The organism is Bacteroidota bacterium (genome assembly GCA_008933805.1).
Classification (GTDB): Bacteria; Bacteroidota; Bacteroidia; order UBA8524; family UBA8524; genus SB11.
Map to the genome: position 1 here is coordinate 1 of WBUH01000023.1, position 15,387 is coordinate 15,387.

Consider the following 15,387-nt stretch of genomic DNA (forward strand, 5'->3'; position numbering starts at 1 on the left):
AGTTTTAAAGAAATGTATCCTTCTTACTTTTTTACTTATTTCTTTATAGGAATCAACATAGTAAAACTTATAATCGTGGTGGTAAGTTTCACTGACATATTCATTTTCAACTATCATTGTCCTCACCTCATACTTGCTTGGATCAGACTTTCCATCAAAATATGAAAGTAGATATTTAACTAAATATTTATGTTCTATTCTTTCTCCTGGATACTCACTAATAGATTTTAAATAATTTATTAAATTTTGTTTTGAAAATTCAATAATTTGGAAACTTTTACGGGTAGAATTCATTCCTAATCAATTCACTGCAAAAAACAGTTAAAATTTCATTTTTACTACCGTTAAAACACCCTTTTTAGAGTTAACTTTTTGCAAGATAATTGGCCCAGTCCTGCATCATCTTAGTACGCTCGTCTAGAAATTTTGCTCGATCATAAGCACGATCAACCAGACTTTTAGGCGCATGAGCAAGCTGCCGATCAACTACTTCATGCCTGTAGCCTAATTTTTCTTTTATAGTACTCATGGCAAGTGCCCTAAAGCCATGCCCGGTCATGCGACCTTTAAACCCAAGCCGCTCCAACCCTTTTAATACTGTATTATTGCTCATATGCTTCCGGGGTGAATGGTGGCCGGGAAATATCCATGCATGCGTTCCATTTCGCTCCTTCAAGTCCATAAGGATTTCAATCGCCTGCCGTGACAAAGGTACTATGTGTTCGTTACGCATTTTCATACGTTCGGGCGGTATAACCCACTGTTTATTGTCGAAATCAACTTCATCCCATTTTGCCTCGATTAACTCCTTAGTGCGAACGAAAGTGAGCATAAGCAGACGTATAGCCTGCCGGGTGTCATGGTGAAGACGGGCATTATTATAGTTTAGAGCAAATAGCAGGCTTGGAATTTCTTTTATTTCAAGGCAGGCATAATGTGATTTAACAACAGGTTTTAAAACCATACCTATTTCCGCAGCGGGGTTTATTAATGCTCTTTCATAAATAATAGCATAGCGAAATATCTGAGAGCAGTATTGCCGCAAGCGGTGCGCAGGTTCAACCGCTCCGCGTTTTTGAACCTTTTCTAAAGCAGAAATAATGTGTGATGGCCTGACATCCAAAATCGGCATAAAACCAATTCGCGGAAAAATATCCCGTTCAAGCCTATGTAATACAGTCTTTGCATGCCGCTCTGTCCACTTAAGTTTAAAGGTTTCATGCCACTCACGGGCTACGACCTCAAACGTATCTCCGGCTTTCTTTTCGGCAAAGAGCTTGGCGCTTTGCTTTGCCTGCATAGGATCTATATGCTGTTCCAGCAATTTCCGGGCTGCCGTACACTTCTCATCAGCTTCTTTTAAAGAAGTTTCAGGGTAAACACCCAATGCCAACCGCTTTTCCTTACCAGCAAAGCGGTATTTCATGCGCCAATATTTACTGCCGTTAGGCATGACTTCTAAGTACAAACCCCGCCCTGCCGCGAGTTTGTAAGATTTATCCTTAGGTTTTGCCTGGCTACATTGAAGATTCGTTAGCATATGGGGGCATCTCCATTTCTGCTATTTCATTTGTGCCCCCAAAAACTTCCCCAATGAGGCTAGATTTGGGGGCATCAGTTAAGACGGGGTTAGATGATAGAATCTCATAAAACCCTCAGAATTGCAAGGTTTTTTGAATGATTTTAGACTTGTTTGGAGGAATAAATGGAGCGAGTGAAGGGATTAATAAATGAACTTTAAATGTTTGGTGTTATTGAATATTTAAAGTTCGAACTTTCCACATGCCCCCACAAATGCCCCCACGGATTTCTGCGGTTTTTGGAGCCTATTTTTGTCCTATATCATCAAGTAAAGCATGAATATCCTGAGCACGCCATGCTGTGGTTTTAGGACCAAGTTTTACAGGCTGTGGAAAACGCCCATCTTTTACGCCAGCCCACCATGAAGATTTGCCTACCGGAAAGACTTTTAAAATTTCATTTATTCTCACAAATCCAATTTCAGGTAAGGAATTAGTCATTTCCGTTTACCACACTGTATTGCGTTGAATAATTCTTTTCCAGCCAATGCTGAATATCTCTTACACGCCAGCCCATTATGTTTCCGTAAATAATTTGCTTTTGGGGAAACTCGCCTCTAAGACACATACGATATATTTGTTCCGAGGACAGACCTGTCACTTTTTCAATAGTTTCTTCATCAAGAAAGCCATTCATCTGAATATGCAGTGCGGCCAAAAATTGGTTGCCGTCACTGATTGATAGTTGCTGCAAAATATCCTTAATAGTATCGCTCATTCCATACTCCTTACTGTTAGCTAATCCGCATATAGGAATATAATCCTATCATGTTGTCAATTGAATCCGCTGAAAATTCCATCGTATGCAGAAACAAGTTGCAGTTTCCGCAATACATACAAATTTCTTGTTTATGTGAATGTGCCCGCCTAAGAGATAAACCTAAAATTTACCTATGCCTTTTTGTAGGCTTTTCCAAACTTCTTAATGACACTTTTTTATCAGGGATATTTGCAAAACTTCAAGAAAATTCTGCAACTGGCGTTCGCCTGTATGCCTTGCATTTCCTGACTTTGTGCGATTATTTAGGTATGTTATAAAAGGACTATTAGTTGTCAAAATTTATGATAAAGATTTCCTGTAAGCTTACCGAAGTGAAGAAGAGAAGGGGAAGTAAGCGAAAGGAATTGAAAAGGGATAAACCCTTACCGTTAAAAAATAAGAAGACAAGGGTTTGCCGCTTCCGGCGGCGAAAAAGCAGTCCATTGTCAGGCTGCTTTTCTTATATGCCTTGTGCTATATAGAAAGGCATAGGTTGGTTATGGTACTTAATACTCCAAAGGCTCCAAGCTGAACTTGTGAAGCGTAGCGGGTGGTTCTGCTTCCGGCACTTCGACTGGCTCACCTACCGGGTCAACCTGCGCATTTGAAAACAAGTAAGCCAGCGGAAAAAACTTCATAAGCTCGTCAAGCTCTTCGGCAGTTTTGCCGTCCTCGATTGGCCGCTGAATTTCTTTTGGCCGCGCCCATAGTAAAAAGGCTTTCTCTCCCTTCTGTACCTGGTAGCCTTCTTTTCTCCATTGCTGATAGCTTTTAAACTGGCGGTGTGCGTCGCTTTTATAAAGCGTTTCAACTATTGCGTCATTAATGGTTAAGAACGTACCTGCCTCCACAAGGTCGGCCACTTCGAGGCTAAGAAGTTTCAGGCGTTCACGAGCTTCGTCAATCGGTCGTTTTTTGGTTTCTGTTGTTTGTGTTGTCATGGTTATATTCAATTATTTTTTCTGACAATTCTTTGATTTCCCTTTCTATTGCTGTTAGCCGCTTGCGGTACTCCGCAAGCATGTAAGCAAGCGCTTTAGTGATGATTCCTTTATGCGTACTTCTAAATACAAGGCCGCGATTTTCGATTTCCATGCTCATTGGCTGGTCACGCTTGAGAGAGTCCCGCTCCACCAGCATTTCAAGCTGGTCGGCGCGGGCGGATAGCACTTTGCGCACCTGTACCAGAAACTCCAGTTCTTCAAAGGGATTTTCGTATTTGATTTTTACCATAAGTTTAAAAGTTTAAAGCCCGTGCAGGCTGCACGGGCTGTGCCGGGGTTCACTTTTGGCCGTAGGCTAAAATCTGCGTGTCATATTCAGCGATTTTGCCCTCTAACAGGCCTGCAAGGTGGGCAAGCATTTCTTTCACCAGCTTGGGGTTGGTGATGTTGTATTCTCGGCGGTTGCTGTCGTGCAGCTCGATGCGCACGCCGTAGGTGTTGCCCGTTTCAAACTTTGTTAAATCCTCGTCTGCTATTTCAAGCCCGTTGACGGCCTCCAAATGCGTTTCAAAGCGGCGGCGGATATTCACCAGCCTTTCCAGCCCTAAAAAATACTGGATTTGCTGCTCTAAGGTTTTGGGCTGCTCCGGTGCGGTGGCCTCTGCGGTTGACGGTTTTTCTTCCGCTTTTGGCTTTTCTTCGGCTTTGGGTGCGGTTCCCTCTTTTGCGGGTGCTGTGTTTTTGCCATTAACATCGGGTTGATTGATGGTTTTGTTGTTTGTGGCGGGTGTTACTTCCTTCGCACCGTTGCCGTTGTTTTTGGGTATTGTCATTGCTTTAAATGATTTTGTTTTAAGCCGTGCGAGATTCTCTCACAACAAAAAACATTTCCCCCGAAAGGGATAAGCAACTCCCCATTGTGCGGCATGGCGGAATTGGCAAGGCGGCAGGTCATAATTTTTTATGAGGCACGAAAGAAAAAATTTGAATGCCCCGAAGGCCCCGGCCTTGACAAGGTGCGGGGGATGAAATTTGCTTAGCCCCTTTCGGGGTGAAAATGAGAAAAAGAGAAAAGCCGCTTAAACAAAATCAAAGGAAAGAGCCCGGTGCGCAGCCTACATTGCGGGGGCAAGATGGCTTCCAAGCAATTGAAAGAGCAATGGGTATGAAAGCAACAATGAACTGCGGAGCGGCTTTTATACTCCTTGCGCCGTTATGTCTGCCCTGCAAGTTGTGGGAAAATTCATAAGAGATTTTTAGATCATTGCATACGAAACAAGGGTAGATAAGAAAAGTAAGCGTAGGTATTGCATTTTGATCGGTAAAGGGGATTTTGAATTTCTTGACGCAATGCGTCAAGAAATTGGATAGGAATAGGTGAAGTATTTACCAGTAAGTCCAATGTTGAACTTTTCCGTCATGTTAAATTTAATTTGGTACGCAAAGCGTACCAAATTAAATCAGAACTACTGACAGACATCATTTATTTCTTTTTCTATCACTTTATATTTATCTTTAACGTCTTCGCCCATATAGTAATTAAGTAGGTCTCTTTTACTCAGAGTTCCTTCGTTTAGAAACTTTGTTAAGTAATCTTGGTTGAATTGCATTAATAAAATACTTTTTTCTAGCTGCCTAAGTATTTCTCTATTATTTTCAATATTACTTAAAACTAAAGACTTTATTTTTATTATGCAATTGATATCTTTGATAATTCTGTTAATCATTATTGCAAGAAGATCTTTATCAAGCTCAGTTGGTTTTGCGTTTAATGCAATATCTCTTAGTAGCATATATGCAATAGCAAGGTTCGAATAATCGCCTTTTTGGCTATTGACTATTGCTATAAATCCTACGGCAGGTATGTATCCAACATTATCGCAAAATTTCAATATTGAACTGTCAACTAAAGATGCGTCAAAAACAATCAAACTTGCCATCGCGCCTCGGTTAGCTTGTGCTTCAATCAATTGACTCCAAGCCGTATCAGTTTTTCGCGTGAAAATATCTCTATTTTCAATCTCTCCCAGCTTGATCCCTTTATCAAATTTACATTCAATAACTATTCGTGTTTCTGAATTGCCATTTATTTCACAAACAATATCCCCCGTTTTATTTTTTTCTAAATGACCAACTGTGTTTCCAGTTAAAAGGGCTTTATCATTTAAATTTTTCTTCAAAAAATATTGATTTAAGAAATCGGCTATTTCTTCTTCAGCTAGAACACCCTTTACATTGCTTTTGTAAAAGAGTTCTTTCTTCATTTCAAAAATCAACTTAAGGCTTTCAAGTTCAGTTCCCAACTCGTTGCTGGTCTTTGAAAGAAAAGCTGAAATCCTGTCTTCCATCAAAGCCAGAATTCCAATATAAATTGCACGAATTAATTTCCCTTCCCGTTCTGAGGCCGGAAGGTTGTTAAAGTAGTTAAATACAATTGGGTTTTCTATTTCAAAGCCTGAAATTTCAATGCGACTAAGTTGTTGGTTAATCGATACTGTTCCCATATTATATTACACCTTTGTGTATCTGTATGTTCCTTTAATATTTGATGACAAATACTTTCCATGAGAACCTTCCGGTGGGTTTTCAATAAACTCTTCGGCAACATGTTTCGGAACATCAAAATACTGATATGATGAACCCGATAGGAAACTAACTTCAAGGGTCTGAGAATTTTCGTCATAGCCAATTGAAGCAATAGTGGATGAAGTTACATTAGTGATTTTCATTTTATCTGATTTTATAATATTTGGATGATTAGGGTTTTGTGATCTCCACACGCGCATTATATCTTCATAATCTTCTTTGGATACATTTCTTTTGATTCCCCATCCCCCTGGGCTTGTGGAATCAAAAGGTGGTTTTTCATCATATACTACTGGATCAAAACTATCTGGTCTTTTATCTTTGTCTGGCGCATCTATTAGCACGCGCATAGGTAATTTAACGGATTCACCTAATATAATTGCTTCTCCAGTTCTTAAAATAGGTAACATGTTTGTTAACCCTTCTAGATTATCAGTAACAGCACTTGTAATATGAGATCTATCTGTTGAATTTGACAATCTAAGCGCGAAGAAGCTTCCACATTGAGAGAGAATTGTTGAGTTTATTTCAGAGGGCCTCTGACTAACTATCATTGCCCCTATTCCATATTTTCTGCCTTCTTTAGCGATTCTCTGGACAGTCTGTGATGCGAGTCCCGAGAAATTATCATTAAGATAATTATGCGCTTCTTCCATCACAATTAATAACGGTCGATTTTTACCACCTTCGGAAAGTTTACGTGACCAAAATAAAGCGTCATATAATATTCTTAGTAGTACTCCTATAATTAAGTTGAGTACCGCTGTTGGAACACCTGATAAATCTAGAATTGTTATTGGTTTTTCACTTCCAATCCATCCTTGCAACAATTCATCAAGGTCTTTTTCTACTTGACCATTTTCACCAGGAAGCCAAGCCCCAGGCTTAAAAATAAAGTCAAATCTTGGCACCCGAAGCTTTGAGCCTAAAGAATGAAGTTGTTGACCAATATTCAAAGTATCTGGCAAGTGCCCGACAAGGTCGCCATTAGCGTTATTAGTATTGATTTTTTTAAATATAGGAGGTGTACCTGAAATCGGATTTCCACGTAACTCATTATTTTCTGAGTCGGTTTCAAAGGCTAAATTGTCTGTTGGCTGCCCCGGTCTGCTTCGATAATATTTCCCTAAGGTTTCAATATAAAGTTCATACCAAAGGTGGCATAAACTAAAAGGGATTGGGCTATCAACATTAAGATTATCTAAATCTGCTCCGTCTTTTGGGAAATTAATTAGGGAGTTTTTCTTCTTTTCAAGTATACGCTCTAAAACAATAGTCTTATCCTTCTCATTAGAAAAGCCACCAAAACAAATTTCGACAAGCTCCTCAAAACTTAATGCCCAAAAGGGAAGAAATAACTCGTTTTCACCCAAACTTCTATCTGCATTAATTTTATAAACATTAGAGTTATCTCTTAATGCTTGACCATATTCACCATGAATGTCCAGAATGACAATTCGCGAAGCAGGATAAATTTTAGGGTTAGCTAGTGCATTAATCAATGATGCGACTGTCGTTGATTTTCCAGATCCAGTAGTTCCAACAACAGCGCTATGTCTAGTAATTAATTTATTTATATCTATTAATGCAGCAATTGACTCAGCACCAGAAATATGACCCACCTTTACAAAATATGGTTTATCCGGTTGTCCATATATTTTTTTTAAATCATTTTCAGAAACCAGGTGGACTTCATCACCAATAGTTGGGTATTGCGAAAGTCCCCTTTCAAACTTACCATTCCTCTGGCCTTCACCCAAAAGTTGGATATTCAGCCATCTATTACCGTAAGGTTGATTTGTTTGTTGAGTTTGGGGTACTGCGCTGGCTCCCACTTGTGTGACAATTCCGAAAAGCTCTATATATCCGATAGGAATTTTCACAAAACTCCCTATTTGGCCAATTCTATATCCCTCTCCATCTACGTAAGTAAGGCCAGAAAGTGCTTCATTCCCCAATGAAACACTTACAGATGTTCCTGTGACATCTTGAACAGTTCCTAAGTAAGTAGATTTACTCTCCATGCTCCTCTATTTTAAACTGGTCCTTGCCAATTAGCTCCTGCAAAAAGTCACCAAGTATCGAGAAATCACCAAGTCGAAATTCATATCGAATTATTTCGTCGTCAGTTTCCTTACCTTCTGCATCTTTAATTTTTTCAATAAATCTTCTGACCGCATTGCCTATATTCTCGTCTTGTTCATATCCTATTTTTGTCGGAACCCATTTAGCTCTTAGGCCTCCGATTACAGCCTCATCATAGGCCCAAATACTTAAATTGGATCGATTTTCAGACAACTTCAAAGCTTGTTCATATCTCACAACTGCTTTTATAGCCTTGCTCCCATCAGAACATTCTTCTTCAATATTGGTAGATAAAGGTCCGAATAGTAGTCCTATCACCATTGCCGTTGGATTCGCTTTTAAAGCACTAAGTATAGTGTCGTTTAGATGTTCATCACTAAATGAATAGCCCGACATTATTAACACGGCGGAATTTTGGCGCAGAAATTTATTAAGGCGGTCTATTAATGCCAAGTAAGGCATCTTTCTGCTTTGGTCATATTTTAAATGTGATGGGTGAATTATATAGGAATCATCTTCATCTAAACTTGTTGAGCGATATACTTCTTTCCCATTTAAATACCAATTAATAGAGCCGTGAATTTTCCAAAGCCTTGACCAATGTTTTGGTGTTAACCCATCTTCTACCGCTCTTAAATCAAAAAAAGGTTTTCGGGAACCCACAAACCCATCAAAATAAGGAACACCAATTTGTTCGAAAGCTTCTTCTAATAATAAATCATAATTCGTTGTAAAAATTTCAACAGGAGTGTCCCTTTCAATGTTATGTATCCATTTTGCTAATTTATGGTATGGAGTTTTGTTATCGGGTAAATCAACACGCAATTTCAGAGAGATTTTCTTACAAATTTCGGCTTCAATATCAATTAATTCTTCTTCCGAAAGTCCTCTTACATTATTGGCTCCCTTTGAAATCTGTTTTAATCCTCTGACAAAACTTAGAATATCCTCTATATTAGGATTAGATTTATCTGTTTTTTCGATTTCTTGAATTAAGGTATTATAAATATCAGATATACTTTTTGACTTTTTGTCTCTTAGGTTTGTTTCTTTCTGTAACTCTTCCCCGATATATTTTGTCAGTCCTGCGACATCAGGAATTAGAGGCCATTTGCCATCAGGCATATTGACTGCTAGCGGGCAACCTGCCGAAATAAAAAAACCAACTGGCTTTTTATCCTGAGATAATGTTTGTCTTAAATACTTTGATTGTCGAATCGGATCGTGAGAGCTCATCTGAATGCTAGGTTAGTTAGTTTAATAGGAGCAATAGCACTGCTACTTTTCCAAGGTAGTTTAAAACGCAATATAAACTATTCTAACTTTAAATACATCAATTGATTAAGGGTCAATTCTTTGTGCAAATCTTGTGCAAATGAAAAAGCCTTTCAGCTTTAAAATCGCTGAAAGGCTTGTCTTTCTAAGTCGGGGTGGCAGGATTCGAACCTACGACCCTCTGCTCCCAAAGCAGATGCGCTACCGGGCTGCGCTACACCCCGAAAAAGGGAGTGCAAAGATATAAAAATACTTTACTTGTCAAGAAGGATTTTTAGTTTCTGCAAAATATTTTACCAAACTGCCTGTGTAACAAACACTAATTTATAGCAAAAATATTTTAGTATCATGCAACGTATTAATGGCATCCCCTCCCTTTAGGGTGCATGATGACAAAAACGTTGACGTTATCTTCTGACTACATACAACAGCCCGACCTTGTTGACCGCTGCATTAACGGGGAACGGCTGGCGCAAAAGCAATTGTACGACCAGTACAAGGCTGCCATGTTTACTATTGCCCTGCGCATACTAAACGATTACGACATGGCCTGCGATGCCTTGCAGGATGCTTTTATCGAAGTTTTTAAAGACCTGAAAACCTTTAAGCGGCAAAGTACGCTGGGGGCTTGGATAAAAACCATAGTGATAAGGCAGGCCGTGAAAAAGAGCAAGTTTGAATTCCGCTATCAACCGTTCGACCCGGAAGAACACGATAGTTTGGTAGAACAACTGCAACACATCAACTCGGCGGATATTGACAAGGCCATCAACCAACTGCCCGACGGATACCGCAGCGTATTTACATTGGTAACGGTAGAAGGATATAGTCACAAAGAAGCCGCAACTATTTTGGGTATCACAGAAGTAACCTCACGTTCGCAGTTACATCATGCAAAAAAACAACTGCAAACCCTACTTAAAGAATTAAAGCCATGACAAACGATATAAATAAGGGACTTGACCACTTGCCTCAAACCACTCCGCCTGACAGCGTGTGGGATAATATTGAGCTATCCCTTGATAAAGAAAAACGCCGCAAACTTCCGCTTTGGATTATATATACCACAGGAGCAGCAGCCTCACTGGCCATACTCATTTCTGCTTGGTTTGTGTATAACGGCGCAACTGAAACACAATTTGTAGTCCAAAACGAAACCTACGACTCTGCCCGCCAATACAATACGAATGAGGAGGAACTACCGAACATCACCATAATTGAAGAAAGCAAAACTGCTCAAGCAGAGGAAGACCAAAACACAACAACTAACACAGGTAATAAAAACATAGCTGCATCTAATAGCAATAAATCCCTTACTATAATTAGCAGTTCAGTTTCGCACACACCTAGCGCAAACACTTGGGCCTTTGGTGACGGCAACATTGTCCTTGGAGCTACTTCTCATAACTATACCGCTCCTATAGGTACTTATACAATAACCCAAAACCTTACCAGCGGTTTCACGCGTGATTTGAACCTTTCCCCGGCACTTGGGGGTGCTGTTTCGTATGAATGGAATTTAGGAGAAGGTAGAACCGACGGGGTATTAAAAAATGAGGAAGACCTTACGGAATCGCTTACCACCAATTTAGGAATGTACAGTGATTCTGTGCTTTGGGACATTGGTTATGAAGAGCCGGAAAGCAGCGAAAGTTATGCTCCGTTGATTGAAAACGAATACCTGAGCCCTTTTAGTGAGCCACTTTCAACCTTTAGTATTGATGTGGACAATGCCTCCTACTCAAACGCCCGTCGTATGGTAGAGGGCGGCGAAAAACCACACAAAGATGCCATCAGGATTGAGGAGTTCATTAATTACTTCGATTACGATTATGTAGCCCCCAAAGGCAATGTCCCTTTCAATATTTACATGGAAACAGCCTCTTGCCCTTGGAATAAAAACACCCAAATTGTAGCCATAGGTCTGCAAGGCAAAGAAGCCGAGCGTTCAACGCTTCCCGCCAGCAACTTGGTGTTTCTGATAGATGTTTCAGGCTCGATGGAAGAAGAGAACAAACTCCCTTTGGTGAAAAAGACACTAAAGCTACTGGTTGACCAAATGGGCCCCAAAGACCGTATTTCAGTGGTTACCTATGCCGGAGCTGCTGGGTTAGCCCTCCCCTCTACCGCTTGCTCTGAGAAACAGGCCATAAAAAGTGCTATTGATAATTTAGATGCAGGCGGCTCAACAGCGGGGGGTGAAGGGCTGGAATTGGCCTATAAAATTGCGGGTGAAAATTATGTGAAAAACGGAAACAACCGCATTATTTTGGTTACTGACGGTGATTTTAACGTAGGGCTGCACAGCGACGAGGACATGGAAACGCTGATTGAGCAAAAGCGCAAAGAAAAGGTGTTTCTTACCGTATGCGGCTTTGGTATGGGCAATTACAAAGACAGTAAAATGGAAATACTGGCCGATAAAGGCAATGGTAATTACTACTACATTGATAACTTTAAAGAAAGTAAAAAAGTATTTGTTACCGACCTTACAGGTACTTTGTTCACAATAGCTAAAGACGTTAAAATACAGGTAGAGTTCAATCCAAAGTTTGTAAAGGCTTACCGCCTTATCGGGTACGAAAACCGTAAAATGCCCCCGCAAGATTTTGACGACGACACCAAAGATGCAGGAGAATTGGGCGCAGGCCACACCGTTACTGCTTTGTACGAAATTATACCCGTAGGTAGTACCCAAAACATTGAAGGCTTTTTTGATTTGAAGTATCAAGAAACTGAACGTAAAACAACCCTAAAAGACTACGGCAATGAGTTGCTTACTGCCAAACTGCGCTATAAAAACCCCGACCAAGATGTGAGTAAACTACTGGTACAAACGTTGGTAAACAGTAATCAATCGTACGAAAAAGCCAGTGATAACTTGCGGTTTGCCTGCGGTGTTACCGCGTATGCCATGCTGCTCCGCGATTCAAAATTTAAAGGCGATGCCACCTACACCCTTGCCAAGCAACTGTTGCAAAGCACTAAACTGAACGTTGCCAATGGCTATCGCGAGGAGTTGCTGAACCTTATTACCAAAACCGAACAGCTTTCGCAGTAATTTATAATAACCTTTTGCGTAACCCCGCTGTAGATTTTAACTCTCGCAGCGGGGTTATTTTTTGTAACACTTACATTTGTTGCAATAAATCCTGCAATTAATGTTTGTTACAATCACCTCTTTAGAGCTTAAGAACCCTTTCAAGTTTTTTGCACTTTCGCTATATGCATTAAGGATTATTAAGCAATTACAAAACACCCCTTGCATTGATAAGAAAACTTCAGGCGTTTGGACAATGCATTACACCATGACTTTGTGGAATACTGAAGAAGACTTGAAAGCATTTGCCAAACAAGGTGCTCACCTTGATGCCATGCGTAAAAGCGGATTGATAGCCAAACAAATACGCATACTTACCTACCAAGCCGATAAATTACCCGATTGGAAAACCGCCAAGCAAAAGCTGTTGACTGAAGGGCGGGTTCACAATTTTTAGGCCTATAAAACTACTGACTTTCATCATTTTACTGTTGACAGAATAGCAATAGCTTTGTACTATACTTGGTGTTGACTTATGAAAAATAATGAAACTTTATACCGGCATTTGGGGTATTTATTTTACAGCATTGCCGCAGCCGATAAACACATAAATGCCGCTGAAATAGAAACGCTTAAACACGCGGTAACGGAAAAATGGCTGGCGATAGATGAAAATACGGATGAGTTTGGTACCGATACCGCGCACTACATTAGTATTGCTTTTGACTATTTAACCGAAGTTTTACCCGCTGCTGATAACGCCTACAAACACTTCGAAACATATTACAACAACCACAAAGAGGTATTTACCCCTGCACTTAAGAGCACTATCATGGAAACCGCTCTTCTCATCATCCACTCGTTTGCAAGTAGTAACAAAGCCGAATTAAACATTTTAGGCCGCTTGGTACTCCTGTTCCAAAAGTAGTCGGCTGTACGGTGCGTGTACCCCTTCATAATTTTCCGTATTTTTGCAGTAACAATCGTATTTATTGCGGTGTTACATGAGAGAAAAACGGAATGAAAATAGATAGTCACGCACACATACTCCCCAAAACCTGGCCCGATTTAAAAAGCAAATACGGATACGGGGGGTTCATTTACATGGACCACCACAAGCCCGATGCGGCCCGCATGATGCGCGACGATGGTAAATTTTTTCGCGAGGTGCAGCAAAACTGCTGGGATCCCGAGGAAATTATCAAAGATATGAACGCCCACAACGTGGATATGATGGTGCTTTGCACCGTGCCTGTGTTGTTTAATTATTGGGCGAAACCCGAAGATACCTACGATTGGAGTATTTTCTTAAACGACCACATTGCTGAAGTACAAGCCAAATACCGCAAACGTTTTATTGCGTTGGGAACACTGCCCATGCAAAACATACCGCTGGCAATAAAAGAAATGAAACGCTGCCGCAATGTGTTGGGGTTGCCCGGCATACAAATTGGCAGTAACATACAAGGCAAAAACCTTGACGATAAGAGCTTTTTCCCGTTTTACGAGGCTGCCGAAGCTTTGGGCATGGCCTTGTTTATACACCCTTGGGACATGATGGGTACCGACCAAATGCCCAACTATTTTATGCCGTGGCTGGTGGGGATGCCTGCCGAAGAAAGCCGCGCTTTGTGCAGCCTGATTTTTGGCGGTGTATTTGATAAATTTCCCAAACTGCGCATTATGATAGCCCACGGCGGGGGTAGTTTCCCGTTTACGTTGGGACGTATTTCACACGGCTACCAATGCCGCCCCGATTTGTGCAACGTAAACGATGTGCAAGACCCGCGCGAATACGTTGGCCGTTTTTGGGTAGACGGCATCACACACGACAAAGACGCTATGCGCTACCTGATAAAACTGATGGGCGAAGACAAAATAATGTACGGCACGGATTACCCCTTCCCTTTGGGTGATTTGGAGCACGGCAAGTTTTTGGATGAAATGACCGACCTAAGTACCGCTACCAAACAAAAAATATTTGGCCACAATGTACTGGATTGGCTGGGCATGGAAGCCGTTGAAGGCGTTGGCGTGAGGTTGAGGGAGAATGTATAATACCGCTATGTCAAAAAAGTTTATTACTTCAGATGAAATTATTTTACCGGAAAAGCTATATAAATATAGAGACTGGAACGATCCTTATCATAAAAAAGTTATTACTGATGGTGAAATTTTTATTGCCTCACCCAACCGATTAAATGATCCTTTTGATTGTAATATTCAGTTTGCATATCAAAAATTTGCAGAAAACGAAGTCCTTGAAAGAAGTTATTTAAACGATATTATTAAAGATCAATTTCCTTATTTTAGTAAAATTCAACACGAAATCGAAGTCAATCGTCTACAAAAGCTACATAAAGACCCAAAGTGGATAGAAGCAGCAACAAAAAACACATATGATCGTTTATCGTCCAAAATTGGTATTGTAAGTTTTAGTGAGTTATATAACAATATTTTAATGTGGTCTCATTATGGAAACTCGCACAAAGGTTTTTGTATTGGAATAAAATCAAGACGTTTTTTATTTGAGAAGGATCGTAAGTGGGGAGGAGGTCCTATTAATTACGTTGATGAATATCCTGTTATTCTTCCTACTACTAGTGATATATCAGACATAACTACTCTATTATTTACAAAACACTCAATGTGGGGATATGAAAAAGAGTACCGCCTAATACGGACAAAAGCTGCCAATACCGTTGAAAAAATATACGAAGATGATATAGCAGAGATAATCATTGGTTACGCCATGAGTGAAAAGAATCAGGATGAGATTATAAAAATAGCTGAATCAAAATATCCTAGTGTACCAATATTCAAAATGAAACCTGCTATATATAAATTTGAATTGATTGCTGAAAAAATTAAGTAAACTATTACCACACAACATTACATAGTCTTCCTTTTATTACTAAACTAAAGCCGCCTTTAATTCTATTTAAAGATATATTTTTACTTGTTATTATTTGCTCATCCCTAATCTATACCCTGTTTAGTTGCAGCAATCCGTTTGTATTGGATAGGATTGCTTCGGAAGACCTCGCTATGACGAAAAGGTTTGTTTGATTATAGTAATCCACCCTCCTTAAACAGTAACAAACTAATTGCACCATC

At 40.1% G+C, this 15,387-nt stretch carries 17 protein-coding genes and 1 tRNA gene; 7 read left to right on the forward strand and 11 right to left on the reverse strand.

The window, feature by feature from the left end:
• From F9K23_17375 to F9K23_17405, 7 genes are all read right to left on the reverse strand, one after another.
• Nucleotides 1-294 (reverse strand): hypothetical protein (locus F9K23_17375; protein ID KAB2913281.1); only part of this gene is annotated, 294 nt, incomplete at its 3' end.
• A gap of 70 nt (nt 295-364) precedes the next feature.
• The gene (locus F9K23_17380) at nt 365-1,540 is read right to left on the reverse strand and encodes a tyrosine-type recombinase/integrase (protein ID KAB2913282.1); all 1,176 of its coding nucleotides are present in this window, start codon (nt 1,538-1,540) and stop codon (nt 365-367) included.
• A gap of 286 nt (nt 1,541-1,826) precedes the next feature.
• Nucleotides 1,827-2,021 carry an AlpA family phage regulatory protein gene (locus F9K23_17385; GenBank protein ID KAB2913283.1) on the reverse strand — a complete coding sequence of 65 codons (195 nt, stop codon included), beginning with the start codon at nt 2,019-2,021 and terminating at the stop codon, nt 1,827-1,829.
• The gene (locus F9K23_17390) at nt 2,014-2,298 is read right to left on the reverse strand and encodes an AlpA family phage regulatory protein (GenBank protein KAB2913284.1); all 285 of its coding nucleotides are present in this window, start codon (nt 2,296-2,298) and stop codon (nt 2,014-2,016) included. The genes F9K23_17385 and F9K23_17390 overlap by 8 nt, the downstream gene beginning before the upstream one ends.
• 548 nt (nt 2,299-2,846) lie before the next feature.
• Complete coding sequence (locus tag F9K23_17395) at nt 2,847-3,293, reverse strand: ArdC family protein (protein KAB2913285.1); 447 nt, start codon at nt 3,291-3,293, stop codon at nt 2,847-2,849.
• A complete protein-coding gene (locus tag F9K23_17400) occupies nt 3,241-3,573 on the reverse strand; it encodes a hypothetical protein (protein ID KAB2913286.1) in 333 nt (110 codons plus the stop codon). Before F9K23_17400 ends, F9K23_17395 begins: the two co-directional genes overlap by 53 nt.
• Before the next feature lie 49 nt (nt 3,574-3,622).
• On the reverse strand, nt 3,623-4,117 hold the full coding sequence (locus F9K23_17405) for a hypothetical protein (GenBank protein KAB2913287.1): 495 nt from the start codon (nt 4,115-4,117) through the stop codon (nt 3,623-3,625).
• Between the two features lie 224 nt (nt 4,118-4,341).
• Between F9K23_17405 and F9K23_17410 the strand changes: the two genes are divergently transcribed.
• Complete coding sequence (locus F9K23_17410) at nt 4,342-4,533, forward strand: hypothetical protein (GenBank protein ID KAB2913288.1); 192 nt, start codon at nt 4,342-4,344, stop codon at nt 4,531-4,533.
• A 217-nt stretch (nt 4,534-4,750) separates the two neighbouring features.
• Here the strand turns inward: F9K23_17410 and F9K23_17415 are convergent, their stop codons facing one another.
• From F9K23_17415 to F9K23_17430, 4 genes are all read right to left on the reverse strand, one after another.
• Complete coding sequence (locus F9K23_17415) at nt 4,751-5,788, reverse strand: hypothetical protein (GenBank protein ID KAB2913289.1); 1,038 nt, start codon at nt 5,786-5,788, stop codon at nt 4,751-4,753.
• Nucleotides 5,789-5,794: 6 nt separating this feature from the next.
• Nucleotides 5,795-7,894, reverse strand: a complete 2,100-nt coding sequence (locus tag F9K23_17420; protein ID KAB2913290.1) for a DUF853 family protein — start codon at nt 7,892-7,894, stop codon at nt 5,795-5,797.
• Nucleotides 7,884-9,191: an SIR2 family protein gene (locus F9K23_17425; protein KAB2913291.1), complete on the reverse strand. Its 1,308-nt coding sequence runs from the start codon at nt 9,189-9,191 to the stop codon at nt 7,884-7,886. Before F9K23_17425 ends, F9K23_17420 begins: the two co-directional genes overlap by 11 nt.
• 189 nt (nt 9,192-9,380) lie before the next feature.
• Nucleotides 9,381-9,454 (reverse strand) — tRNA-Pro (locus F9K23_17430).
• A 165-nt stretch (nt 9,455-9,619) separates the two neighbouring features.
• On the opposite strand from F9K23_17430, the gene F9K23_17435 reads away from it, so the two are divergent.
• From F9K23_17435 to F9K23_17460, 6 genes are all read left to right on the forward strand, one after another.
• Complete coding sequence (locus F9K23_17435) at nt 9,620-10,168, forward strand: RNA polymerase sigma factor (GenBank protein KAB2913328.1); 549 nt, start codon at nt 9,620-9,622, stop codon at nt 10,166-10,168.
• Between the two features lie 656 nt (nt 10,169-10,824).
• Nucleotides 10,825-12,291, forward strand: coding sequence for a VWA domain-containing protein (locus tag F9K23_17440; protein KAB2913329.1), 1,467 nt, complete (start codon nt 10,825-10,827; stop codon nt 12,289-12,291).
• A 100-nt stretch (nt 12,292-12,391) separates the two neighbouring features.
• Nucleotides 12,392-12,727 (forward strand): DUF3291 domain-containing protein, encoded by a 336-nt coding sequence (locus F9K23_17445; protein ID KAB2913292.1) that lies wholly within the window; start codon nt 12,392-12,394, stop codon nt 12,725-12,727.
• Between the two features lie 78 nt (nt 12,728-12,805).
• Entirely contained in the window at nt 12,806-13,198 is a 393-nt protein-coding gene (locus F9K23_17450; protein KAB2913293.1) for a hypothetical protein, read from the forward strand.
• A gap of 92 nt (nt 13,199-13,290) precedes the next feature.
• On the forward strand, nt 13,291-14,328 hold the full coding sequence (locus F9K23_17455; protein KAB2913294.1) for an amidohydrolase: 1,038 nt from the start codon (nt 13,291-13,293) through the stop codon (nt 14,326-14,328).
• Nucleotides 14,321-15,145 carry a DUF2971 domain-containing protein gene (locus tag F9K23_17460; protein KAB2913295.1) on the forward strand — a complete coding sequence of 275 codons (825 nt, stop codon included), beginning with the start codon at nt 14,321-14,323 and terminating at the stop codon, nt 15,143-15,145. Before F9K23_17455 ends, F9K23_17460 begins: the two co-directional genes overlap by 8 nt.
• The last annotated feature ends 242 nt before the right edge of the window (nt 15,146-15,387 follow it).